The 23,164-nt window shown below is 65.8% G+C and carries 19 protein-coding genes and 1 other RNA gene; 13 read left to right on the top strand and 7 right to left on the bottom strand.

The features are described 5' to 3' along the window. Window positions 1–15: 15 nt before the first annotated feature. Both ACE10W_RS38005 and ffs read right to left on the bottom strand, forming a co-directional pair. On the bottom strand, window positions 16–1,857 hold the full coding sequence (locus ACE10W_RS38005) for a DNA polymerase III subunit gamma/tau (protein WP_304549104.1): 1,842 nt from the start codon (window positions 1,855–1,857) through the stop codon (window positions 16–18). A gap of 94 nt (window positions 1,858–1,951) precedes the next feature. Beyond that, window positions 1,952–2,048, bottom strand: an RNA gene (ffs, locus tag ACE10W_RS38010) — signal recognition particle sRNA small type. Between the two features lie 182 nt (window positions 2,049–2,230). Here ffs and ACE10W_RS38015 point away from each other — a divergent pair. The 9 genes from ACE10W_RS38015 to ACE10W_RS38055 all read left to right on the top strand — a co-directional run bounded on the left by ACE10W_RS38015 (window position 2,231) and on the right by ACE10W_RS38055 (window position 9,735). Next, window positions 2,231–3,085 (top strand): transporter substrate-binding domain-containing protein, encoded by an 855-nt coding sequence (locus ACE10W_RS38015; RefSeq protein ID WP_271553964.1) that lies wholly within the window; start codon window positions 2,231–2,233, stop codon window positions 3,083–3,085. Window positions 3,086–3,222: 137 nt separating this feature from the next. After that, window positions 3,223–3,885 carry an amino acid ABC transporter permease gene (locus tag ACE10W_RS38020; protein WP_027547482.1) on the top strand — a complete coding sequence of 221 codons (663 nt, stop codon included), beginning with the start codon at window positions 3,223–3,225 and terminating at the stop codon, window positions 3,883–3,885. Beyond that, window positions 3,882–4,676 (top strand): amino acid ABC transporter ATP-binding protein, encoded by a 795-nt coding sequence (locus tag ACE10W_RS38025; protein ID WP_304549110.1) that lies wholly within the window; start codon window positions 3,882–3,884, stop codon window positions 4,674–4,676. The genes ACE10W_RS38020 and ACE10W_RS38025 overlap by 4 nt, the downstream gene beginning before the upstream one ends. Next, complete coding sequence (locus tag ACE10W_RS38030) at window positions 4,676–5,431, top strand: SDR family NAD(P)-dependent oxidoreductase (protein ID WP_304549112.1); 756 nt, start codon at window positions 4,676–4,678, stop codon at window positions 5,429–5,431. The genes ACE10W_RS38025 and ACE10W_RS38030 overlap by 1 nt, the downstream gene beginning before the upstream one ends. Further along, window positions 5,428–6,555, top strand: a complete 1,128-nt coding sequence (locus tag ACE10W_RS38035; protein WP_304549114.1) for a muconate cycloisomerase family protein — start codon at window positions 5,428–5,430, stop codon at window positions 6,553–6,555. The genes ACE10W_RS38030 and ACE10W_RS38035 overlap by 4 nt, the downstream gene beginning before the upstream one ends. A gap of 266 nt (window positions 6,556–6,821) precedes the next feature. Beyond that, a complete protein-coding gene (locus ACE10W_RS38040) occupies window positions 6,822–7,241 on the top strand; it encodes an HIT domain-containing protein (protein ID WP_304549115.1) in 420 nt (139 codons plus the stop codon). A gap of 11 nt (window positions 7,242–7,252) precedes the next feature. Beyond that, window positions 7,253–8,197, top strand: a complete 945-nt coding sequence (nudC, locus tag ACE10W_RS38045) for an NAD(+) diphosphatase (RefSeq protein WP_304549116.1) — start codon at window positions 7,253–7,255, stop codon at window positions 8,195–8,197. Between the two features lie 13 nt (window positions 8,198–8,210). Next, the gene (locus ACE10W_RS38050) at window positions 8,211–9,158 is read left to right on the top strand and encodes a sugar kinase (protein WP_304549117.1); all 948 of its coding nucleotides are present in this window, start codon (window positions 8,211–8,213) and stop codon (window positions 9,156–9,158) included. 67 nt (window positions 9,159–9,225) lie between these two features. Next, window positions 9,226–9,735: an Lrp/AsnC family transcriptional regulator gene (locus tag ACE10W_RS38055; RefSeq protein WP_011090847.1), complete on the top strand. Its 510-nt coding sequence runs from the start codon at window positions 9,226–9,228 to the stop codon at window positions 9,733–9,735. A 148-nt stretch (window positions 9,736–9,883) separates the two neighbouring features. Here ACE10W_RS38055 and ACE10W_RS38060 read toward each other — a convergent pair whose 3' ends face one another. The 4 genes from ACE10W_RS38060 to ACE10W_RS38075 all read right to left on the bottom strand — a co-directional run bounded on the left by ACE10W_RS38060 (window position 9,884) and on the right by ACE10W_RS38075 (window position 16,133). Continuing rightward, complete coding sequence (locus ACE10W_RS38060; protein WP_304549121.1) at window positions 9,884–11,383, bottom strand: phosphomannomutase/phosphoglucomutase; 1,500 nt, start codon at window positions 11,381–11,383, stop codon at window positions 9,884–9,886. A gap of 194 nt (window positions 11,384–11,577) precedes the next feature. After that, on the bottom strand, window positions 11,578–12,090 hold the full coding sequence (locus ACE10W_RS38065) for a TIGR02281 family clan AA aspartic protease (protein WP_304549123.1): 513 nt from the start codon (window positions 12,088–12,090) through the stop codon (window positions 11,578–11,580). A 129-nt stretch (window positions 12,091–12,219) separates the two neighbouring features. Further along, on the bottom strand, window positions 12,220–14,694 hold the full coding sequence (gene hrpB, locus ACE10W_RS38070) for an ATP-dependent helicase HrpB (protein ID WP_304549125.1): 2,475 nt from the start codon (window positions 14,692–14,694) through the stop codon (window positions 12,220–12,222). 122 nt (window positions 14,695–14,816) lie between these two features. Next, window positions 14,817–16,133, bottom strand: coding sequence for a UDP-glucose/GDP-mannose dehydrogenase family protein (locus tag ACE10W_RS38075; RefSeq protein ID WP_304549127.1), 1,317 nt, complete (start codon window positions 16,131–16,133; stop codon window positions 14,817–14,819). Between the two features lie 193 nt (window positions 16,134–16,326). On the opposite strand from ACE10W_RS38075, the gene ACE10W_RS38080 reads away from it, so the two are divergent. The 3 genes from ACE10W_RS38080 to ACE10W_RS38090 all read left to right on the top strand — a co-directional run bounded on the left by ACE10W_RS38080 (window position 16,327) and on the right by ACE10W_RS38090 (window position 21,596). Continuing rightward, window positions 16,327–17,394: an acyltransferase family protein gene (locus ACE10W_RS38080; protein WP_304549129.1), complete on the top strand. Its 1,068-nt coding sequence runs from the start codon at window positions 16,327–16,329 to the stop codon at window positions 17,392–17,394. A gap of 216 nt (window positions 17,395–17,610) precedes the next feature. Continuing rightward, window positions 17,611–20,685 (top strand): DNA polymerase I, encoded by a 3,075-nt coding sequence (polA, locus tag ACE10W_RS38085; protein ID WP_304549131.1) that lies wholly within the window; start codon window positions 17,611–17,613, stop codon window positions 20,683–20,685. Between the two features lie 275 nt (window positions 20,686–20,960). Continuing rightward, window positions 20,961–21,596, top strand: coding sequence for a LysE family translocator (locus ACE10W_RS38090; RefSeq protein ID WP_028176044.1), 636 nt, complete (start codon window positions 20,961–20,963; stop codon window positions 21,594–21,596). Between the two features lie 170 nt (window positions 21,597–21,766). Here the strand turns inward: ACE10W_RS38090 and ACE10W_RS38095 are convergent, their stop codons facing one another. Next, window positions 21,767–22,393, bottom strand: coding sequence for a glutathione S-transferase family protein (locus ACE10W_RS38095; RefSeq protein WP_011090855.1), 627 nt, complete (start codon window positions 22,391–22,393; stop codon window positions 21,767–21,769). Between the two features lie 184 nt (window positions 22,394–22,577). On the opposite strand from ACE10W_RS38095, the gene pyrE reads away from it, so the two are divergent. Further along, a complete protein-coding gene (pyrE, locus tag ACE10W_RS38100; protein ID WP_027547500.1) occupies window positions 22,578–23,141 on the top strand; it encodes an orotate phosphoribosyltransferase in 564 nt (187 codons plus the stop codon). The last annotated feature ends 23 nt before the right edge of the window (window positions 23,142–23,164 follow it).

Consider the following 23,164-nt stretch of genomic DNA (forward strand, 5'->3'; position numbering starts at 1 on the left):
CTTGGAAAGATAGGCTCAGAGATCGTCGTCGGTATCGGAACCGTCGGGCGGATCGTCACTGCCATAGTCGGCGTTAATATTGGATTCCGGCGTCTCGGGGGCAAGCCTGCGGACCTCGACGACCTTCGATCCGGGGAAGCGCGACAGTACCTCCTGCACGCGCGGATCGGCCTCCGCGGTGCGCGCATGCTCCTGCTTGGCGGCCTGGTTCACCGAACGCAGCGTCGGCTGGCCCTGCTCGTTGGAGACGATCACGGTCCAGCGCCGGCCGGTCCAGAGTTCGAACTTGCGCGCGAGCTCGGTGATCATGGTCCTGGAGGCATTGGGCTCGAGCGCGACTTCCAGCCGGCCCTCCTCGAAACGGACGAGGCGCATGTCGGCTTCGAGCGCGGCCTTGGTCATGATGTCGCGCTTCTGGCCGGCAAGCGCGACGAGCTGGGTGAAGCTCGTGATGCGCAGCTGGGGTGCCGCGGCTTGCGGATCCGGCGCGGGCGCCGCCATCTGCGGCCGGGCAGCACCGCCGCCGAACGATGACGGCGATGAGGTCGGCGCGCGCATGGGCGCTGCCGAGGCGACAGGCGCAGCAGAGGCAACCGGCGCAGCCGGCGCGCTACGCGCCGCACTGCCGCCGCTCACGACCGGCGAGCCGCCGCCGTTCTGCTCCAGCATCCGGATCGCCTCGTCCGGCGTCGGCAGGTCGGCGACATAGGCGATGCGCACCAGCACCATCTCGGCGGCGGCGGCGGGGCGCGTCGCGGCCTGCACCTCGGTAATGCCCTTGAGCAGCATCTGCCACATCCGCGACAGCACGCGCATCGAGATTTTCGAGGCGAAATCCCGCGCGCGCACCCGCTCGGTCTCGCCATAGGCGACATTGTCGGCGGTCGCCGGCACGATCTTCACGCGGGTGACGAAATTGACGAACTCGGCGAGGTCCGAGAGCACGACGATCGGATCGGCGCCGACGTCGTACTGGTCGCGGAACTCCTTGAACGCGGCGGCGATGTCGCCACGCGCCAGCGAATCGAACAGGTCGATCACACGCGTCCGGTCGGCGAGGCCCAGCATCTGCCTGACGGCATCGGCTTTCACCGTGCCTGCCGCATGCGCGATCGCCTGGTCGAGCAGCGACAGCGAATCGCGCACGGAGCCTTCCGCGGCACGCGCGATGATGCCGAGCGCCTCGGGCTCGATCTCGACGCTTTCCTTCGCCGCGATGCTGGCGAGGTGCTTCATCAGCACGTCGGCCTCGACCCGGCGCAGGTCGAAACGCTGGCAGCGCGACAGCACGGTGACCGGAACCTTGCGGATCTCCGTCGTCGCGAACACGAACTTGGCGTGCTCCGGCGGTTCCTCCAGCGTCTTCAGGAAGGCGTTGAACGCCGCCGTCGACAGCATGTGGACTTCGTCGATGATGTAGACCTTGTAGCGGGCACTGGCCGGCGCGTAGCGCACGCTGTCATTGATCTGGCGGACGTCGTCGACGCCTGTATGCGAGGCCGCGTCCATCTCCAGCACGTCCATGTGCCGGCTTTCCATGATCGCCTGGCAATGCACGCCCAAGTTCGGCATGTGGATGGTCGGGCCCTTCACTGAGCCGTCCGGCATCTCGTAGTTGAGCGCACGGGCAAGAATTCGCGCGGTGGTGGTCTTGCCGACGCCGCGGACGCCGGTGAGGATCCAGGCCTGCGGGATGCGCCCGGTCTCGAATGCATTGGAGACGGTGCGGACCACGGCCTCCTGGCCGATCAGGTCGTCGAACGAGGAGGGGCGGTATTTGCGCGCCAGCACCCGGTAAGGCGCGTTGCCAGCCTGGCTGGCGCTATCGGGGTTAGGAGGGGCGCCAGCGTCGGTCATCGGTCGATCCGCAATGAAATCTCTCTCGGCCGGCTCTTGCGGAAAGGAGCGCGCTGGCGGCAGGGCCGCCGGCGCAATTCGCTCGGAAAAACATGTAGGAGACTGACGAGCGACCCGATCCGGACCTCGTTAGGGCTGCTTCCTTCCGGACCTGACCCGGTTGGCGAGTGGCTCGTCCACCGCCAATCTCCCGGTCCCTATTTGGGGCCAAAAGGTCGGGAAAGCAAGCGGGTATCAGCTTGAACCGGTTGAGTTTGCCCAGCATCCGGGCAATTCCCGGTCTGCCCAGCCGACAGGCTGTGCTTTCGCTGATGAGACCACCTTGCTAGAACCTTGCCGGAACCCCATCCAACCAGAAAAGCGATTGATCCCAATGGTTACACGTCGTGATGTTGCATCGATTGTCGGACTTGGCGCCGTTGGCGCGATGGCTGCGGGCGCACTGGCGTCCCCGGCCGTGGCCCAGGCCGCCGATCCGAACGAATCGACCTTCGCCCGCATCCGCCGCACCAAGAAGATGCGGATCGGCGCGGTCGGCGGCGGCGCGCCCTATTACATGAAGGACCTCGCCAGCGGCCAGTGGAAGGGCTTTTACGTCGACATCGCCAAGGCGCTGGCCGACGACATGGAAGCCGAGCTCGAGATCACCGAGACCACCTGGGGCAATTCGGTGCTGGACCTGCAGTCCAACAAGATCGACATCTTCTTCGGTCTCAACCCGACCCCGAAGCGCGCGCTGGTGGTCGATTTCTCCGTGCCGGTCTTCAACAACGCCTTCGGCATCCTCTGCAAGAAGGACTTCAAGCCGAAGACCTGGGCCGAGCTGAACTCGCCCGACGTCAAGATCGCGGTCGACCAGGGCTCCTCGCACGACCAGGTCGTCAGCCGCCTGATACCGAAGGCGCAGATCTCGCGCCTCAAGACCGCCGATGACGCCACCGCCGCGCTGCAGACCGGCCGCGTCGACGCGCAATGCCTGATCACCATGCTGTCGCTGACCGTGCTGAAAAAGAATCCCTCGCTCGGCCAGTTCGTGCTGCCGACGCCGATCTTCGCCACCACGTCGAACGCCGGCTTCCGCCGCGAGACCGACAAGACCTGGCGCGACTACGTCAACACCTGGATCGACTTCAACAAGGGCCTCGGCTTCATCCGCAATGCGATCATCACCAACATGGAGCTGGTGGGCGTGACCGAGGCGGACATTCCGCCGGGCGTTTCGTTGTAAGCTCCCACTGTCATTCCGGGGCGATGCGAAGCATCGAACCCGGAATCTCGCACTGCAATCTCTGGATTCCGGGTTCGCGACTTCGTCGCGCCCCGGAATGACGGTGCAAACGGCACCCGCGACGAGTAAACGCACGCATGTATCACTGGGACTTCGGCATTCTCTGGAGCTATCGCTGGCTCTTTCTCAACGGGCTCGGCGTCACCGTCGGCTTCACCGTGGTCATCGTGGTGCTCGGACTGGTGTTCGGCCTGTTCGGCGCGTTCGGCAGCCTGTCGCGCTTCAAGGCGGTGCGCCTCGTCGCCCTCACCTTCATCGAGGCGTTCCGCTGCACGCCGATCTTGGTGCAGCTGATCTGGTTCTATTACGCGCTGCCGATCCTCGCCGGCGTCGAGATGACGCCGATCACGGCCTCGGCGCTGGCGCTGTCGCTCTATGGCGGCTCGTTCTATTCGGAGATCATCCGCGGCGGCATCGTCTCGATCGACAAGGGCCAGTCCGAAGCGGGTGCCGCGCTCGGCATGACCCCCGGCCAGGCGATGCGGCGCATCGTGCTGCCGCAGGCGATCAAGCGCATGATCCCGGCGCTGATGAACCAGTCGATCATCCAGTTCAAGAACACCTCGCTGGTCTCGGTGCTGGCGGTGCCTGACCTCGTCTATCAGAGCCAGGTCGCGGCCCATGACAGCTACCGGCCGCTGGAAACCTACACGGCGGTCGCGGTCGCCTATGCCGCGATCCTGATTCCGCTCACCATCATCGTCCGGCGCGGCGAGAAGCGATTGGCGGTCGGCGAATGAGCGACACTTCGAAAATCGAAATCCGGGAATTGCGCAAGAGCTTCGGCAGCAACGAGGTCCTGAAGAACATCAGTCTCGACGTCGCCAAGGGCGGCGTGGTGGCGCTGATCGGCCCGTCTGGCTCGGGCAAGTCGACGCTGCTCCGCTGCGTCAATCTTCTGGTGACGCCTGATGGCGGCAGCGTTCGCGTCGGCGATACACGCTTCCAGTTCGGCGAGGGCGCAAAGCTGCCCGACGTGAAGACACTCGCAAGATTCCGCGCCACCACCGGCATGGTGTTCCAGCACTTCAACCTGTTCCCGCACATGACCACGCTCCAGAACGTGATGGAGGGACCGGTCACGGTGCGCCGCATGGCCAGGGCCGACGCCGAGAAGCTCGCGCGTGCGCAGCTCGCAAAGGTCGGCCTTGCCGAGAAGGCGGACCAATATCCGGCGACGCTCTCCGGCGGACAGAAGCAGCGCGTCGCGATCGCGCGGGCGCTGGCGATGGAGCCGGACGTGATGCTGTTCGACGAGGCGACCTCGGCGCTCGATCCTGAACTCGTCGGCGAGGTGCTCGCCGTCATGCAGCGGCTGGCCTCGGAGGGCATGACCATGGTGATCGTGACCCATGAGATCGCCTTTGCCCGCGAGGTCGCCGACCGCCTCATCTTCATGCGCGACGGTGTCGTCGTCGAGGAAGGCCCAGCGCGGCAGGTGATCGACAATCCCCAGGAAGCCGCGACGCGTGCCTTCCTCAGCCATTTCCACCGCACCGGCGCGCTGCCGCCGGCCAACGCAACACCCTGATGTCCGATATCAATCGCGTCTATCTCGTCACCGGTGCCGCCAGCGGCATCGGCCGCGCCACCGCAAGACTGCTCGCGGCGCCCGGCACCGCGCTGCTGCTGCACACGCGCTCCAATGCGGCCGGCCTCGATGCCGCTGCGGCGGAAGCCGAAGCGCAAGGCGCTGTGGTCGCAAAATGCCTCGGCGACCTCGCCGGGGAGGCCGCCGCCACCGACGCCGTCGCCGCTGCGCAAACCGCCTTCGGCCGGCTCGATGGGTTGATCCTCGTGGGCGGCCATGCCCGCCGCGGCAGCGCGATCGGCACGCCGGCGGATCAATTCCGCGCGGCGATGGACGAATCCGCGCTGGCCTTCACGCGCCTGGTCGACGCCGCGCTGCCGCTGCTGCGCGCCGGCCGCGACGCACGGATCGTCGCGGTGTCGTCCTTCGTGGCCCACGCGATCCGCCCCGAGTTTGCGCCGTTCGCGGCAACGGCCGCCAGCCGCTCCGCGCTTGAAGCGCTGGTGCGGCTCACTGCGGTTGAGCTCGCGAAAGACGGCATCACCGTCAACGCCGTCTCACCGGGCCTCATCGTCAAGGACAAGCCGAGCGAGAGCCGGCTGTCGCCCGAGCAGATCGCTGCGACCGAAGCGCTGATTCCGATGCGCCGCCGCGGGCGGCCGGAGGAAGTGGCCGAAATCATCGCCTTCCTGGCGTCCCCCAAAGCATCCTACGTCACCGGCCAGGTCTGGCACGTCAATGGAGGCCTGACATGACCGAAGCAACCGTCGAACGCATCAGGCTGTTCCTGATCGAAAGCCCGATCAAGATGGCGCGCCTGCAGGGCGTCGGCAACGTCAAGGGCACGGTGAAGCGCGTGCTGATCGAGCTCACCTCGAGCGACGGCGTGATCGGCTGGGGCGAGGCGGCACCGTGGGAGGTCTTCACGGGCACGCCGGAAGCCGCGTTCTCCGCGCTCGACATCTATCTGCGCCCGATCGTGCTCGGCAAGCCGGTGCGCCGCATCCGGGCGCTAATGGCCGAGCTCGACCGCGCGCTGGTCGGACATGGCGAAGCCAAGGTCGGAATCGAGATGGCGCTGCTCGACATCGTCGGCAAGTCGTCGGGGCTGTCGGTCGCCGACCTGCTCGGAGGCCGCGTGCGCGACACGATCCCGCTGTCGTTCTCGATTGCCGATCCGGACTTTCCCGCCGATCTCGAACGCATGCGAAAAATGGTTCCGGACGGCAATGTCATCTACAAGGTCAAGACCGGCGTGAAGCCGCACCGCGAGGATCTCGATCATCTTGAGGCAATCCGGAAGGAATTCGGCGACAAGGTCGACCTCCGTGTCGACTACAACCAGGCGCTGGCGCCGTTCGGCGCCATCAAGATTTTGCGCGATGTCGAGGAGTTTGCGCCGACCTTCATCGAGCAGCCGGTGCCGCGCAAATATCTCGACGTGATGGCGCAGCTCACCGCGGCGCTGGAAACGCCCGTGCTCGCCGACGAAAGCTGCTTCGACCGCCGCGACATGATGGAGGTGGTGCGACGCGAGGCGGCCGACGCCGTCTCGATCAAGCTGATGAAGGCCGGCGGCCTGTTCGAGGCGCAGGCGATCATGGCGATCGCCGACATTGCCGGCCTGCCCGGCTATGGCGGCACGCTGTGGGAGGGCGGCATCGGCCTTGCCGCAGGTACGCAGCTGATTGCGGCCACGCCGGGCATCTCGCTCGGCTGCGAATTCTACATGCCGCATCATGTGCTCACCGAGGACGTGCTGGAAGAGCGCGTCGCCAACCGCGCGGGTCACGTGGTGGTGCCCGACGGCCCCGGTCTCGGCATCCGCGTCAGCGAAGCCTCGGTCCGCGCCAATGCGCGGGTGCTCGCGGAGGCGTAGTTTCTGTCATTCCGGGGCGCGCAAAGCGCGAGCCCGGAATCCATAACCACAGGAAGAGGTGGTGGCGGGGGCTGGCAACTGCGTGTCCTCACCAAACTACTCCCTGTGGTTATGGGCCCCGGACCAGCGCTCCGCTTCGCTGCGCTTGTCCGGGGCGACGACCGTGTATGCAGTAGCGGCGGAGCCCCGATCCTTCCCCTATCGGAATCGGTATCGTATGGTCGGGCCCAACAAGCCCGTCCCACCGGGCCATCCGGAAAACCTTCATGTCCGAACCCGCCTGGTCGCTGCACTCCCGCCTGAAAGAGGACACCATCGACATCGGCGACCTGCCGTTGTCGAAGGTGCTGGTCATCAAGGACGCGCATTATCCCTGGCTGCTGCTGGTGCCGCGGCGCGTCGATGCGGTCGAGATCATCGATCTCGACGAGGTGCAGCAGGCGCAGCTGATGACCGAGATCTCCCGCGTCTCGCGCGCGCTGAAGGAGATCACCAAATGCGACAAGCTCAATATCGCGGCGCTCGGCAACCTCGTGCCGCAGCTTCACGTCCACATCATCGCCCGCCGCACCGGTGACGCCGCCTGGCCGCGGCCGGTCTGGGGCGTGATGCAGCCCTTGGCGCATGACGCCACAGAGGTGCAGAATTTCATCAGCGCGCTTCGCCGAAAAATCTGGTTGGGTTGAAAGAACAAGAAATGTCAGCATTCGACGCATTTCCGCTGGGGCAGCCGGCCTTCGTCACCAACATCCTCGACCGCGCGGCGCATCTGCGCCGCGATGACGAAAAGCTGTTCGCGCTGGAGCAGAAGCCGACCTCGCGCGCCTATGTCGTCCACCGCGACTCGCTGCTGGTGAAGCGCGAAGGCGAAAAAGTGCGCGCGCTGCTGGGAATCGACGAAGCGCTGAAATGCGGCGCCAATCCCGGCACGATCTTCTTAGGCTTACGCGACGGCGCCGCTGTGTTCGGCATGGGCCTGTCGCAGGCCGCCGCCGAGAAGCTGGTCGGCCGCGAGGACTACAGCCTCACCGAGCTGCGCGGCATGGCCATGCAGGGCGCGATTCCCCCCGACGAGCTTTCGGCGATCGCGATGGCGAAGTCGATGGTGAGCTGGCACCAGCGCCACGGCTATTGCGCCAATTGCGGCACGCGCAGCGCGATGAAGGAAGGCGGCTGGAAGCGCGATTGCCCTGCCTGCAAGGCCGAGCATTTTCCGCGCACCGATCCGGTCGTGATCATGCTGGTCGCCTCCGGAGAAAAATGCCTGCTCGGCCGCCAGAAGCAGTTTCCGCCGGGCATGTTTTCCTGCCTCGCCGGCTTCGTCGAGGCCGCCGAGACCATCGAGGACGCGGTGCGCCGGGAGATCCTCGAAGAATCCGGGATCCGCTGCACCGACGTGCAGTATTACATGACGCAGCCGTGGCCCTACCCGTCGTCGCTGATGATCGGCTGCAGCGCGCGGGCGCTGAACGAGGACATTGTCGTCGATCATTCCGAGCTGGAGGATGCGCGCTGGTTCACGCGCGAGGAGGCGGCACTGATGCTGACGCGGACGCATCCCGACGGGCTCGCCGGCCCGCATCCTTTCGCCATCGCCCATCATCTGCTCGGCCGCTGGGTGCACGACAAGAGCGGCGCTTGAGCTGAGGCCAGCGATGGCCGGGACCGCGCCGCGCATCCTCTGCATCGGCATTCCCGTGCGCGACCTGACCTTTCGCCTGGAGGCCGTGCCTGCGCGCGGCAGCAAGGCGAATGCCACGCATTTCGCCGAGATCTGCGGCGGCAACGCGCTCAATGCCGCGATCGCGATGGCACGGCTTGGCGGCCGCGTCTCGTTCGCGGGTCCCATGGGCGATGCGCGGGAGACGTCGAGCGGCTTCATTCTCGAACGGATGGCGCAGGAAGGCATCGACATCGGCCATATCGTGCGCATGCCAGGCCTGACGACGCCCGTCTCCGCGATCATGATCGAGCCCTCCGGCGAGCGGACACTCACGATCTATCGCGATCCCGGCCTGTGGAGCGTGGAGCTGCCCGATGCCGACGCCCTGCTCGCCGATTGTCGGGCGGTCCTCGTCGAAAGCCGCTGTGCAGGGTTCGCGACCTCCCTCTGCGCCGAGGCACGCCGGCGCGGCATTCCCGCCGTCGTCGGCGTGGACCGCGCGATGTCTTTGCAGGACGGCCTGCTCACGGCGGCCTCGCATCTTCTGTTCGCCAGTGAACAGGTGCAGGAGACTGCCGGCATCGCCGACGACGGCGAAGCATTGCGGCACCTGGCGAGGTTGACGTCGGCCTTCCTCGCCGCCACACGCGGTCCCCTCGGTACGATCTGGCTGAACGATGCAGGCGAGCTTGAGGAGACACCGGCCTTCCCGGTTCAGGCGGTCGATACGCTCGGCGCCGGCGACGTCTTCCATGGCGCCTTCACGCTTCGCCTGGCCGAGGGTGCGGTGGTACGGGAGGCGCTGCGATTCGCCGCGGCTGCCGCAGCGCTGAAATGTACCCGCCATGGTGGCGGCCTGGCTGCCCCGCAACGCGTTGAAGTTGAAAGGCTTTTAGACGGACCGCCAGCGAGGGCGCCGGGCGGGTCGCCAAGATTATAGGCTTGTCGTGGAAAGATTTTCTCTATATCAGGGAAATCGACCCCTATAATGAAACAAAGTTCTTCAAATGACTGACCTCGCCGTCCAGATCCCCGAGACCAGCCGCCGCCTCGACGCCATCGACCGCAAGATCCTGATGGTACTCCAGGAGGATGCCTCCCTGTCCGTCGCCGAGATCGGCGATCGTGTCGGCCTGTCCTCGACCCCCTGCTGGAAACGCATCCAGCGGCTGGAGGCCGACGGGGTGATCCTGAAACGGGTCGCCCTCGTCGACCAGAACAAGATCGGGCTCGGCATCTCCGTGTTCGTCTCGGTCGAGAGCTCCGATCATTCCGACGCCTGGCTCAAGAAGTTCGCCGAGGCCGTCAGCGCCATGCCCGAGGTGATGGAGTTCTACCGGATGGCCGGCGACGTCGACTACATGCTGCGCGTCGTGGTCGCGGACATGCAGGCCTATGACGTGTTCTACAAGAAGCTGATCAGCGCCGTGCCGCTGAAGAACGTCACCTCGCGCTTCGCGATGGAGAAGATCAAGTCGGTCACCGCGCTGCCGATTCCGGCGGTGGTGGCGGCTTAGAGCTCACCACACGAAAAGTGTCATCGCCCGGCTTGACCGGGCGATCCAGTACTCCGAGACGCCTGCGATTGAACCGGGAGGCCGCGGCGTACTGGATGCCCCGCCTGCGCGGGGCATGACGCAGTGCATGTGGTGATACCGGCCCCTCTCAGATCGTCTGATTGTACGCGCCGACTTCGGGATGCGTGCGCAGCACGCTGTTCACCATCTCGAACATGTCGTGCATGCGCTGCTCGGAGACCGGGCTCTCGACCACGACCACGAGCTCGGGCTTGTTGGAGGAGGCGCGCATCAGGCCCCAGCTGCCGTCTTCCACCGTGACGCGCACGCCGTTGACGGTGACGAGATCGCGGATCGCCTGGCCGCCGATCTTGGCACCCTTGGCCTGCAAGCCTTCGAAATGCTTCACCACGGCGTCGATGACGCCGTATTTGACCTCGTCGGCGCAATGCGGCGACATGGTCGGCGACGACCAGGTTTTTGGCAGCGCGTTCTTCAGGTCGGCCATCGACTTGCCGGGGGCACGGTCGAGCATATCGCAGATCGCAATCGCCGAGACCAGGCCGTCGTCATAGCCGCGTCCATACGGCTTGTTGAAGAAGAAGTGGCCCGACTTCTCGAAGCCGGCGAGCGCACCCGTCTCGTGGGTGCGGCGCTTCATGTAGGAATGGCCGGTCTTCCAATAGGTGGTCTTGGCGCCCTGCTTCTGCAACACCGGATCGGTGATGAAGAGGCCGGTCGATTTCACGTCGACGATGAACTGCGCGTCCTTGTGGATCGCCGACATGTCGCGCGCCAGCATCACGCCGACCTTGTCGGCGAAGATTTCCTCGCCGGTGTTGTCGACGACGCCGCAGCGGTCGCCGTCACCGTCGAAGCCGAGGCCGACATCGGCCTTGTGCTGCAGCACCGCGTCGCGGATCGCGTGCAGCATCTCCATGTCTTCAGGATTCGGATTGTATTTCGGGAACGTGTGGTCGAGCTCGGTGTCGAGCGGGATCACCTCGCAGCCGATCGCCTCCAGCACCTGCGGCGCGAATGCGCCCGCGGTGCCGTTGCCGCAGGCCGCGACGACCTTGAGCTTGCGCGTCAGCTTTGGTCGGCTGGTGAGATCGGCGATGTAGCGCACCGGATAATTCTCGTGGAATTGATAGGAGCCGCCGACCTTGTTCTTGAAATCGGCGTTGAGCACGATCTCTTTGAGCCGCGTCATCTCGTCCGGGCCGAAGGTCAGCGGGCGGTTGGCGCCCATCTTCACGCCGGTCCAGCCATTGTCGTTGTGCGAGGCCGTGACCATCGCGCAGCAGGGCACGTCGAGATCGAACTGCGCGAAATAGGCCATCGGCGTCACCGCGAGCCCGATGTCGTGCACCTTGCACCCCGCCGCCATCAGGCCGGAGATCAGCGCATATTTGATCGAGGCCGAATAGCCGCGGAAGTCATGGCCGGTGACGATCTCCTGCTTGACGCCGAGTTCCGCGATCAGTGCGCCCAGCCCCATGCCGAGCGCCTGGATCCCCATCAGGTTGATTTCCTTCTGGAACAGCCAGCGCGCGTCGTATTCGCGAAAACCCGTAGGTTTCACCATCGGCTCGGATTCGAAGGCGTAGGTGTTGGGCAACAAGACGGATTTCGGCTTGGGAAACATTGAGACGGTCTCGTGAAGAAGGGGGGCAGGATTTGATGCAGCCTTAGCGAATGCCAGGCCGCAGCGGAAGGCGGGAATGGCAGCTTGTGGCTTATAATTGCGGCAGTTTAGCAACGGGGGAAATCTGACCGCGAGAGCGGTCGAAACAACGACGCTTTTTGAAATATACGGTCGCAGGAGCCTTTGGGAGGCTTCTACTGCTCCAGCACCATCTGCCCGTTGGCGTACTCGAAACGCTTCAGGCGGGACAGGAAGGAGAGGCCGAGCAGATTTTCCGACAGCGCCTCGTCCGGCAGCACCATGGCGTCGACGTCGCGCACGACGAGGCCGCCGACCTCCAGCATGGCGATGCGGGTGCGCGCGGCCTTGATGGTGCCGTTGGCGGTGGAGACGGTGGCGTTGTACTCGCCGCGCGAGGGACGCAGGCCGAAGCGGGCGGCCGAGGTCTCGTTCAGCGCAACGACGGAGGCGCCGGTGTCGACCATGAAGCCGATGCGCTGGCCCTCGATCCGGCCCTCGGTCTGGAAATGGCCACGGCCGTCGCGGCCAATGGCGAGGCTGCGGCCACCGGCCGGCGCCGTGGTTGCGACCGCGACCGTCGGGCGCGGCGCTGACGTGGCGGAAGCGGAGCTCATCCTGTCCGCCATCTGCGCCATGAAGGTGCCGAGGCCGATCATGATGGCCGCGAGGATCATTATGTTACGCATCACACCACTTCCGAGCCGGAAAGCTCGATTTCACCACGCGACACGACCGTCCGCGAGCGACGCCGCGGCCGGGCCAGTGCCATTTTGACGAAAAGGATGAGCGGACGGTTAATGCGGGTTCGTGATTTCTCAGGTGCCGCGCGGTTTGACCCGCCGGGTCGGCAATGCATTCGCCGGATCTTCCGGCCAGGGATGGCGCGGGTAGCGGCCGCGCAGGTCGGAGCGTACCGCGGCGTAGCTGCCGCGCCAGAAACCGGGGAGATCGCGCGTCACCTGCACCGGGCGCTGCGCCGGCGACAGCAATTCCAGCACCAGCGGCACCTTGCCGGCCGCGATCGACGGATGGGTGTTGAGGCCGAACAACTCCTGGAGCCGCACTGCGATGGTCGGCCCCTGCTCGGCCTCGTAGTCGATCGCGAGCACGGTCCCGGTCGGCGCCTCGAAATGCGTCGGCGCCTCGCGGTCGAGCCGTGCGCGCATCTCCCACGGCAACAGCGCCATCAGCGCATCGGAGAGATCGCCGGCGGAGATATCCTTGAGCGCTATCTTGTCGTAGAGCGCGGGCACCAGCCAGTCGTCGCGCCGCGCGATCAGCCCGTCGTCGGACAGGTCAGGCCAGCTGTCGCCTTCGGCCTTGCGCAGGAACATCACGCGGTCGCGCCATTGCTTGGCCGCCTTCGACCAGGGCAACCGGTCGAGGCCCGCGGCGATCAGACCATCCGCGAAGATGCGCGCGGTCTCCTCCGACGGCGACACAGCCAGCGTAGCTTCAGAGAGCGTGATCGCATGCAGCGCGCGCTTGCGCCGTGCACGCAGCGCCATCGCGCCGCGATCGAACGAGATCTCGTCAACGGTCTCGATATGCTCGGCGAAATGCCGCTCGATGTCGTCCTCGGTGATTTGCGCGGCGAGCAGGATGCGGCCGCTCGCCGCCGTGCCCGTCATTTCGCCGATCGCGATATAGGGCGCGCGGGCGAGCGACGAGGTCTGCTCGACGGCGGCGCCGCGACCGTTGGCGAGCACGAAACTGCCGTTGCCGCGATTGCGCGCGACGCGGTCCGGGAAGGCATAGGCGAGCATCAGGCCGGTCGAGAGATCTTCCTGCGGCCCCTCCTTCTCTGACGCCGCGACCTGCGAGGCCCAGCGCCGGGCAAGGTCGCGCGCACTCGATGCGCGCGGTGAGCGGTCGCGGCGGAACTGGTCGCGCCGGTGCTCGAGATCGGCGCTGTCGCCGCCGAGCCCGCGCTCGGTGAGGATCGCCGCGATCTCGGCGGCGTCTCCGCCCGCGCCGGCGCGATGCGAATCCACGATCATGCGCGCCAGCCGTGGCGGCAATGCCAGCGCGCGCAGGCTCTTACCTTCCGCGGTGATGCGGCCGTCGCCATCCAGCGCATTGAGCTCGCTGAGAAGGCTCTTGGCTTCCTTCCAGGCCGGCTGCGGCGGCGGGTCGAGGAACGACAGCGCGGCGGGGTCAGTGACGCCCCATTGCGCCAGATCGAGCACCAGCGAGGACAGATCGGCGCTGAGGATTTCGGGCTGGGTGTAGGGCGCGAGCGACGCCGTCTGCGGCTCGTCCCAGAGCCGGTAGCAGACGCCCGGCTCGGTGCGGCCGGCGCGGCCGCGGCGCTGGTCAACCGCGGCGCGCGAAGCGCGCACGGTCTCGAGCCGGGTCAGGCCGATATCAGGCTCGTAGCGCGGCACGCGGGCAAGACCGGAATCGACCACGATGCGGACGCCTTCGATGGTGAGCGAGGTCTCCGCGATCGAGGTCGCCAGCACCACCTTGCGCGTGCCCTTCGGCGCGGGCGCAATGGCGCGATCCTGCACGGCGGCATCGAGCGCGCCGAACAGTGGCACGATCTCGATACTGGCGTCCTGGACGCGCTCGCCGAGAAAATTCTGGGTGCGGCGGATTTCAGCGGCGCCGGGCAGGAACGCCAGCACCGAACCGCTATCGGCGCGAAGCGCAGACGCGATCGCATCCGCCATCTGCCGCTCGATCGGCGCGTCCGCCTTGCGGCCGAGATAGCGCGTCTCGACCGGAAAGGCGCGGCCCTCGCTTTCGACGACGGGCGACTCACCGAGCAGCTTTGCGACGCGGGCGCCGTCGAGCGTTGCCGACATCACGAGAATGCGCAGATCCTCGCGCAGGCCGGTTTGCGCGTCACGCGCCAGCGCAAGGCCCATGTCAGCGTCGAGCGAACGCTCGTGGAATTCGTCGAACAGGACGGCGGCAACGCCGGAGAGCTCGGGATCGTCCATGATCTGGCGGGTGAATATGCCTTCGGTCACGACCTCGATGCGCGTCGCGCTCGATATTTTCGAGCCGAAACGGACGCGGTAACCGACGGTCTCACCTGCCCGCTCGCCGAGCGATTTGGCCATGCGATCGGCGCTGGCGCGCGCCGCGATGCGCCGCGGCTCCAGCACGATGATCTTCTTGCCCTTGGCCCAGGGCGCATCGAGCAACGCCAGAGGCACGCGCGTGGTCTTGCCGGCGCCGGGCGGGGCCACCAGCACGGCCGCATTGTGTGCCTTGAGCGTGCGCGACAAATTGTCGAGCACGGCATCGATCGGGAGGGGCGTGTCGAAGCTGCGGGGCAAAGGTCTCGGTCCGTCATCACCCGCGAAGGCGGGTGATCCAGTAAACTCAGGTCCCAATCATCACGAAGATCGGGGTTACTGGATACCCCGCCTTCGCGGGGTATGACAATCGTGTGTCGCTATCAGCCCTGCGCCGACGGACGGCCGACGCTCTCATAGGTGAAGCCGGCGGCGCGCATGTCTTCGGGGCTGTAGATGTTGCGGAGGTCGACGACGACGGGCTGTGCCATGACACTCTTCAGCCGGTCGAGATCGAGGCCGCGGAACTGCACCCATTCGGTGACGACAACCAGCGCATCGGCGCCCTGCGCGCAGGAATAGGCGTCCTCGCAATAGGTGATGCTGGGCAGCTCACCCTTGGCCTGCTCCATGCCGACGGGATCGAAGGCCTTCACCTTGGCGCCCATGTCGATCAGGCCGGTCACCAGCGGGATCGACGGCGCATCGCGCATGTCGTCGGTGTCGGGCTTGAAGGTGAGGCCGAGCACGGCGATGGTCTTGCCGCGCAGCGAGCCGCCGAGCGCCTGGCTGACCTTGCGCGCCATCGCGCGCTTGCGGTTCTCGTTGACGGCCAGCACGGATTCGACGATGCGCAAGGACACGTCGTAGTCCTGCGCGATCTTGATCAGCGCCTTGGTGTCCTTCGGGAAGCACGAGCCGCCGAAGCCGGGACCTGCATGCAGGAACTTGGTGCCGATGCGGTTGTCGAGGCCAATGCCGCGCGCGACCTCCTGCACGTTGGCCCCGACCTTTTCGGAGAGATCGGCGATCTCGTTGATGAAGGTGATCTTGGTCGCGAGGAACGCGTTGGCAGCGTATTTGATCATCTCGGCGGTGCGGCGCGCCGTGAACATCAGCGGCGCCTGGTTCAGCGACAGCGGGCGATAGATGTCGCTCATCACCTTGCGGCCGCGCTCGTCGGAGGTGCCGACCACGACGCGGTCCGGGAACTTGAAGTCGCGGATCGCCGCGCCCTCGCGCAGGAATTCGGGGTTGGAGGCGACGACGACGTCGGCGTTGGGATTGGTTTCGCGGATGATGCGCTCGACCTCGTCGCCGGTGCCGACCGGCACGGTCGACTTGGTCACCACGACGGTGAAGCCCGACAGCGACTGCGCGATCTCTTTCGCGGCGGCGTAGACGTAGGACAGATCGGCGTGCCCGTCACCGCGGCGCGACGGCGTGCCGACCGCGATGAAGACGGCATCGGCGTCCGCGACCGGCTTCGACAGGTCGGTGGTGAAGTCGAGCCGCTTGGCCTTGACGTTGGTCGCGACCAGCTCGTCGAGCCCGGGCTCGTAGATCGGGATCTCGCCGCGATGGAGCGCCGCGATCTTCTTCTCGTCCTTGTCGACGCAGGTGACGTCGTGACCGAAATCCGCAAAGCAGGCCCCGGACACCAGTCCCACATAGCCCGTTCCGATCATCGCGATTCGCATGAGAAACCCTGTCTTGGCTTGGTTAACGAAACCCCAATGCGGGGCGGTTTAGCATTTTCCCGATGGAAGGGAACAGTCTGCGAGCAAAAACCGGCACGCGAATTGAACCGGTAAAGAAGTCGTAAGCCGCAAGGCCCCACACTGCATCACGCCCGCACAGAGCCGGGTGGAACACGCCTCGAAACGGGACACCATGGCACCATCAGGCACAATCCCTGGGAACGGGGGCGTTAACGCCCCTTCTGCCGCACGTGTCGACTGGGTCGACTATGCCAAGGGCATCTGCATCGTCATGGTCGTGATGATGCATTCGGTGCTGGGGGTCGAGCTCGCCGCGGGCGAGACCGGTTTCATGCATGTCGCCGTGGCCTTCGCAAAACCGTTCCGGATGCCGGATTTCTTCCTGATTTCGGGCCTGTTCCTGTCATTGGTGATCGATCGCGACTGGCGAACCTATCTCGACCGCAAGGTGGTGCATTTCGCCTATTTCTATGTCGTCTGGGTGACAATCCAGTTCGGCTTCAAGGCGCCCGCCTTCGCGGCGGAGACGAGCTGGCGCGAGGTCGGCCTCTTGTATCTCGAATCCTTCATCGAGCCGTTCGGCACGCTCTGGTTCATCTACCTGCTGCCGGTCTTCTTCGTCATCACAAAACTGACACGGCGCGTCCCGCCGCTCGCGATCTGGCTGATCGCCGCGGCGCTGGAGACGGCGCGCATCGCGACCGGCTGGACCGCGATCGACGAGTTCTGCGCGCGCTTCGTCTATTTCTATTCGGGCTATCTGTTCGCGCCGTACGTGTTCGCGCTGTCGGATCGCGCGCGCAGCCATCCTGGGCCTGCACTCGCGGCGCTCGCGACCTGGGCGCTGATCAATGCCGGCCTCGTCGCGCATGGGGCCAGCGAATGGAAGGTCGTCTCACTCCTGCTCGGCTTTGCAGGGGCCTGCGCCATCATCACCATGGGCACGCTGCTCGCGCGCGTGCGGTGGCTGAACTTCTTCCGCTTCTGCGGCGAGCACTCGATCGTGATCTATCTCGCCTTCTTCCTGCCGATGGCGGCAACGCGCACGCTGCTGCTGCGCACCGGCGTCATTCCTGATATCGGCACGGTGTCGCTGATCGTCACCATCGTCGGCGTGCTTGGATCGCTCGCGATCTGGCAGGCCGCCCTGCGGCTCGGTGCCGACTTCCTGTTCGAACGGCCGGATGCGTTCTGGATCGCGCCGAAGAAGGCGGGCGTGCGGTTGCAGGCGGCGGAGTAGCTGCACTCTCGGTGTCGTCGCCCGGCTCGACCGGACGACCCAGTACGCCGGGACGCCAGTGATTGAGCCGAGAAGCCGCGGCGTACTGGATTCCCAGCCTTCGCGGGGAATGACAGTGGGGATGCGAGGAATGACAGCGGGGGATAGTCGCGCCGTCAGCCCAAAAATCCCCCTCCAAAGGCTGTCAAAGCCCGCAAAAATTCATACATTGCGGCCATGCCCAAGACATCCCCGAAGACCACCGCCAAAGCTGACACCAAGGCTGCCGCGCCCAAGACGGCCGCCGACAGCAAATCCGCTGCTGCCACAGCTGCTGCCAAACCGGTGGCGGCGAAGGCGGCCGGCAAGGGCGACCATGTCTTCCTGGTCGACGGTTCCTCCTACATCTTCCGCGCCTATCACGCGCTGCCGCCGCTGAACCGCAAATCCGACGGTCTTCAGGTCAATGCCGTGCTCGGCTTCTGCAACATGCTGTGGAAGCTTTTGCGCGACATGCCAGCCGACAACCGGCCGACGCATCTGGCCATCGTGTTCGACAAGTCGGAGGTCACCTTCCGCAACAAGATCTACCCCGAGTACAAGGCGCACCGGCCGCCGGCGCCCGACGATCTGATCCCGCAATTCGCGCTGATCCGCGAGGCCGTGCGCGCCTTCGACCTGCCCTGCCTGGAACAAGGCGGCTTCGAGGCCGACGATCTGATCGCGACCTATGCGCGGGAGGCCAGCGACCGCGGCGCCACCACGACCATCGTGTCCTCCGACAAGGATCTGATGCAGCTCGTGAACGACAGGATCACGATGTACGACACCATGAAGGATCGCCGGATCGGCATTCCCGAGGTGATCGAGAAATTTGGCGTTCCGCCGGAGAAGGTGGTCGAGGTGCAGGCGCTCGCCGGCGATTCCACCGACAACGTGCCGGGCGTCCCCGGCATCGGCATCAAGACCGCGGCGCAGCTGATCGTCGAATATGGCGACCTCGAGCAGCTCCTGTTCCGCGCGACCGAAATCAAGCAGCCGAAGCGGCGCGAGGCGCTGATCGAGAATGCCGAAAAGGCGCGGATCTCGCGCAAGCTGGTGCTGCTCGACGACAAGGTCGAGCTGGAGGTGCCGCTCGACGACCTCGCCGTCCACGAGCCCAACGCGCGCAAGCTGATCGCCTTCCTGAAGGCGATGGAGTTCTCCACGCTGACGCGCCGCGTCGCCGACTATTCGCAGATCGATCCCGCCAATGTCGATGCCGATGTGGCGAACAGCAGCGAGGCCCGCGGCGGCGACAGCGCGGCCAGGACGACCTCGTCCGCGACGTCCGGCGATCTCTTCGCCGCTCCTGCGGTTACGGCAACGGGCGGCGACAAAGGCGGCAAGTCGGCCAGCATCAAGGGCGCGCCGATCTCGCTCGCCGCCGCGCGCGAAGAGGCGCTGCGCAAGCTTCCGGTCGACCGCGGCAAGTACCAGGCGATCAAGACGCTCGCCGAATTGAACGCCTTCATCGCGCGCATTCACGATGCCGGCCATGTCGCGATCGAGATCAGGGCGAACTCGATCGATCCGATGCAGGCCGATCTCTGTGGCATCGCGCTGGCGCTCGCGCCGAACGATGCGTGTTACGTGCCGCTGGCGCACAAGCAGTCCGGCGGCGGCGCCGGCCTGTTCGATGCGGGCCTCGCGCCCGATCAGGTCAAGCATGCCGACGCGATCGACGCGTTGCGGCCGGTGCTGGAATCATCGGGCATCCTCAAGATCGGCTTCGACGTCAAATTCACCGCCGTCATGCTGGCGCAGCACGGCATCACCCTGCGCAACACCGACGACGCGCAGCTGATCTCTTATGTGCTCGACGCCGGCCGCGGCTCGCACGGACTGGAATCGCTCGCCGAGCGCTGGTTCGGCCACGCCATGCTGAAGGAGGGCGAGCTGCTCGGCAGCGGCAAGGGCAAGATCACCTTCGACCAGGTGCCGATCGACAAGGCCGCGCCGCTGTCGGCCGAAGGCGCCGACATGGCCTTGCGGGTCTGGCGCGTGCTGAAGCCGCGCCTCGTCGCCGAGCACATGACGACGGTCTATGAGACATTGGAGCGGCCGCTGGTCGCGGTGCTCGCGCGCATGGAGCGGCGCGGCATCTCGATCGATCGCCAGGTGCTGTCGCGCCTGTCCGGCGACTTCGCCCAGACCGCGGCGCGCGTCGAGGCCGAGATCCAGGAGATCGCGGGCGAACCGGTCAATGTCGGCAGTCCAAAACAGATCGGCGACATCCTGTTCGGCAAGATGGGGCTGCCGGGCGGCACCAAGACCAAGACCGGCGCGTGGTCGACCACCGCGCAGGTGCTCGACGAGCTCGCCGAGCAGGGCCACGACCTTCCGAAGAAAATTCTGGAGTGGCGCCAGGTCTCGAAACTCAAATCGACCTACACCGACGCGCTGCCTGAATACGTCAATCCGCAGACCCATCGCGTGCACACGACCTACGCGCTGGCCGCGACCACGACGGGCCGGCTGTCGTCGAACGAGCCGAACTTGCAGAACATCCCGGTGCGCACCGAGGACGGCCGCAAGATTCGCCGCGCTTTCATCGCGACGCCCGGGCACAAGCTCGTCTCCGCCGACTATTCGCAGATCGAATTGCGGCTGCTGGCCGAGATCGCCGACATCCCCGTGCTGAAGCAGGCGTTCCGCGACGGGCTCGACATTCACGCCATGACCGCGTCGGAAATGTTCGGCGTGCCGATCAAGGGCATGCCGAGCGAAATCCGCCGCCGTGCCAAAGCAATTAATTTCGGCATCATCTACGGCATCTCGGCGTTCGGCCTCGCCAACCAGCTCGGCATCGCGCGCGAGGAGGCGTCGGCCTACATCAAGAAGTACTTCGAGCGCTTCCCCGGCATCCGCGCCTATATGGACGAGACGCGCGACTTCTGCCGGAGCCACGGCTATGTCACGACGCTGTTCGGCCGCAAGTGCCATTACCCCGACATCAAGGCGTCCAACGCCTCGGTGCGCGCCTTCAACGAGCGCGCCGCGATCAACGCGCGTCTTCAGGGCACCGCAGCCGACATCATCCGCCGTGCCATGACGCGGGTGGAGGACGCACTCGCCGAGAAGAAACTCTCGGCGCAGATGCTGCTCCAGGTGCATGACGAATTGATCTTCGAGGTGCCGGACGCCGAGGTCGAGGCGACGCTGCCGGTCGTGCAGCACGTCATGCAGGACGCGCCGTTCCCGGCCGTGCTGCTGTCAGTGCCGCTGCATGTCGATGCACGCGCGGCGAAGAATTGGGACGAGGCGCATTGACGGCTCTTCACCTCGGCTCACTTGCGCTTCGCTGACGCCACAAACACGGTGTCGTCCCGGCGAAGGCCGGGACCCATAACCACAGGATCGAGTTGGGCGAAATTTGCCCACTACGATCCCGCACCACACTTCTCCCTGGGGGTATGGGTCCCGGCCTTCGCCGGGACGACGCCAGAGAGACACGCGCTGAATCGAATTGTCCTCCGAGCAATTGCGCGATGGCTCCGCCGCCTCGCGCATATTAGAACCACCGCATCTCCTGCACCGGTTCTCCCATGCCCCACACTTCCGCGCTGCTCGGCTTCGCTCTCGTCTGCCTCGGCCTCGTGCTCACGCCGGGACCGAACATGATCTACCTGATCTCGCGCTCGATCACGCAGGGGCCGGCGGCGGGCATCGTCTCGCTCGGCGGCGTGGCGCTCGGCTTCGTGTTCTACATGCTGTGCGCGGCGTTCGGCATCACGGCGCTGCTGCTCGCCGTTCCCTTTGCCTATGACGCGCTGCGCTTTGCCGGTGCCGGCTATCTGCTGTGGCTGGCCTGGCAGGCGGTGAAGCCGGGCGGGCGCTCGCCGTTCCAGGTGAAGCAGCTTGCGATCGACAGTCCGCGCAAATTGTTCGCGATGGGCTTCGTCACCAATCTGCTCAACCCGAAGATCGCGATGCTGTATCTGGCGCTGCTGCCGCAGTTCATCGATCCCGCAGCCGGCAGCGTGCTGACGCAGTCGGTGGTGCTGGGCGCGATCCAGATCGCGATCAGCGTCAGCGTCAACGCGATGATCGCGCTCGCGGCAGGTTCGATCGCGCTGTTCCTGGCGAACCGGCCGAGCTGGATGCTGGTGCAGCGCTGGCTGATGGGCACGGTGCTGGCCGGGCTTGCGGTCAGGATGGCGGTGGAAGCGCGGAAGGTGTGATTGCCTTTCTTCCTTCTCCCCTTGTGGGAGAAGGTGGCGCGAAGCGCCGGATGAGGGGTTGCTTCCCCGAGCACAGATGCGGATGAGTTCGTGGAGACAGACCCCTCGCCCGTCTCGCCGCTACGCGGCGAGCCACCCTCCCCCACAAGGGGGGAGGGAAAAAGGCCCAATCAATCCAGCTTCGCGTCCATGCCCCGCTTCACCGCAGGCCGCGCCATCAGGGCCTCGTACCAGCGCTTGACGTTGGGGAAGTCGGCCAGCTCAACCTTGTGGCGTGGATGGCGCCAGGCCCAGCCCAGGATGGCAAAATCGGCAACCGAGAGGTCGCCGGCGACGAAGTCGCGGTCCGCCAGCCGGCGGTCGAGCACGGCGTAGAGCCGGCGGGTTTCGGCCATGAAGCGCTTCAGGCCGTAGGCGCGGTCCTGCTCGTTCTCGAGCGCGATGAAATGATGCACCTGGCCGGGCATCGGGCCGAAGCCGCCCATCTGCCACATCAGCCATTCGTAGACCGGGATACGACCCGCGAGCGATTTCGGCAGGAATTTGCCGGTCTTTTCGCCCAGGTAGAGCAGGATCGCACCGGATTCGAAGATGCTGACGGGCTTGCCGTCCGGCCCCTCGGGGTCGACGATCGCAGGGATCTTGTTGTTGGGGGAGAGCTTCAGGAACTCCGGGGCCATCTGCTCGCCCTTGGTGATGTTCACCGGGATCACCTTGTAGGGCAGCCCCATTTCCTCCAGCGCAACCGAGATCTTGCGGCCGTTCGGCGTGTTCCAGGTGTGCAGCTCGATGGTCATGCGTCGTTTCCTTCCCCAAAAGGCATGAGCCCTCACCTACTCCAGAAGGTTGCGACCCCACAACCGGCGGTCCGGGATGGCCGATCGTCGGCCGATCCCTGTTGACTGGACCTGTCCCCTCTGGAATGTCGCGGCCGTCGCGGATAAATTCCGCCACTTCCAAAAACGCTCCCGAGGGACCGCCGTGTCGAAATCAGCCTCCCGCGCCCGCCTGTTCGAAATCATCCGCCGGCGCTCCTTCGGCCGCGGCGAGGTGACGCTCGCGTCGGGCCGCAAGAGCGATTTCTACTTCAACCTCAAGCCGACCATGCTCGACCCGGAGGGCGCGACGCTGCTCGCCGAGCTGACCTATGAGGCGCTGAAGGACGACAATCTCGATTTCATCGGCGGGCTTGAGATGGGCGCGGTGCCGCTCGCCGGCGCGCTGGCTCAGATCTCCTGGATCAAGGGCCATCCGATCGCGGCGTTCTTCGTGCGCAAGAAGCCGAAGGAGCACGGCGCCAAGCTCGCGATCGAAGGCCTGCCCAGGGGCGAGACGCTCCAGGGCAAGCGCGTCGTGATCGTCGAGGACGTCACCACGACAGGTGGCTCGGCGATGAAGGCGGTGGAATCCGTGCGCGAGACCGGCGCCGAGGTGGTGCTGGTGCTGACCATGGTCGACCGCGAGGAAGGCGCCACCGACACGTTCGGTGCGGCCGGCCTGCCGTTCCGCTCGCTCTACAAGGCGTCGGAATTCTTGAAGGCGTGACGACTCTTCCCCCTCGCCCCGTT

The organism is Bradyrhizobium sp. B025, assembly GCF_042257955.1.
Lineage (GTDB): Bacteria > Pseudomonadota > Alphaproteobacteria > Rhizobiales > Xanthobacteraceae > Bradyrhizobium > Bradyrhizobium diazoefficiens.

What these genes read in the sequence shown, in the direction of transcription:
- ACE10W_RS38080 (WP_304549129.1), top strand. Translation starts at nt 16,327, where the DNA reads ATGGCACCATCAGGCACAATCCCTGGGAACGGGGGCGTTAACGCCCCT.
- ACE10W_RS38020 (WP_027547482.1), top strand. Translation starts at nt 3,223, where the DNA reads ATGTATCACTGGGACTTCGGCATTCTCTGGAGCTATCGCTGGCTCTTT.
- ACE10W_RS38055 (WP_011090847.1), top strand. Translation starts at nt 9,226, where the DNA reads ATGACTGACCTCGCCGTCCAGATCCCCGAGACCAGCCGCCGCCTCGAC.
- ACE10W_RS38075 (WP_304549127.1), bottom strand. Translation starts at nt 16,133, where the DNA reads ATGCGAATCGCGATGATCGGAACGGGCTATGTGGGACTGGTGTCCGGG.
- polA (WP_304549131.1), top strand. Translation starts at nt 17,611, where the DNA reads ATGCCCAAGACATCCCCGAAGACCACCGCCAAAGCTGACACCAAGGCT.
- ACE10W_RS38030 (WP_304549112.1), top strand. Translation starts at nt 4,676, where the DNA reads ATGTCCGATATCAATCGCGTCTATCTCGTCACCGGTGCCGCCAGCGGC.
- ACE10W_RS38040 (WP_304549115.1), top strand. Translation starts at nt 6,822, where the DNA reads ATGTCCGAACCCGCCTGGTCGCTGCACTCCCGCCTGAAAGAGGACACC.
- ACE10W_RS38035 (WP_304549114.1), top strand. Translation starts at nt 5,428, where the DNA reads ATGACCGAAGCAACCGTCGAACGCATCAGGCTGTTCCTGATCGAAAGC.
- ACE10W_RS38095 (WP_011090855.1), bottom strand. Translation starts at nt 22,393, where the DNA reads ATGACCATCGAGCTGCACACCTGGAACACGCCGAACGGCCGCAAGATC.
- ACE10W_RS38060 (WP_304549121.1), bottom strand. Translation starts at nt 11,383, where the DNA reads ATGTTTCCCAAGCCGAAATCCGTCTTGTTGCCCAACACCTACGCCTTC.
- ACE10W_RS38015 (WP_271553964.1), top strand. Translation starts at nt 2,231, where the DNA reads ATGGTTACACGTCGTGATGTTGCATCGATTGTCGGACTTGGCGCCGTT.
- ACE10W_RS38005 (WP_304549104.1), bottom strand. Translation starts at nt 1,857, where the DNA reads ATGACCGACGCTGGCGCCCCTCCTAACCCCGATAGCGCCAGCCAGGCT.
- ACE10W_RS38050 (WP_304549117.1), top strand. Translation starts at nt 8,211, where the DNA reads ATGGCCGGGACCGCGCCGCGCATCCTCTGCATCGGCATTCCCGTGCGC.
- nudC (WP_304549116.1), top strand. Translation starts at nt 7,253, where the DNA reads ATGTCAGCATTCGACGCATTTCCGCTGGGGCAGCCGGCCTTCGTCACC.
- ACE10W_RS38065 (WP_304549123.1), bottom strand. Translation starts at nt 12,090, where the DNA reads ATGCGTAACATAATGATCCTCGCGGCCATCATGATCGGCCTCGGCACC.
- ACE10W_RS38025 (WP_304549110.1), top strand. Translation starts at nt 3,882, where the DNA reads ATGAGCGACACTTCGAAAATCGAAATCCGGGAATTGCGCAAGAGCTTC.
- ACE10W_RS38090 (WP_028176044.1), top strand. Translation starts at nt 20,961, where the DNA reads ATGCCCCACACTTCCGCGCTGCTCGGCTTCGCTCTCGTCTGCCTCGGC.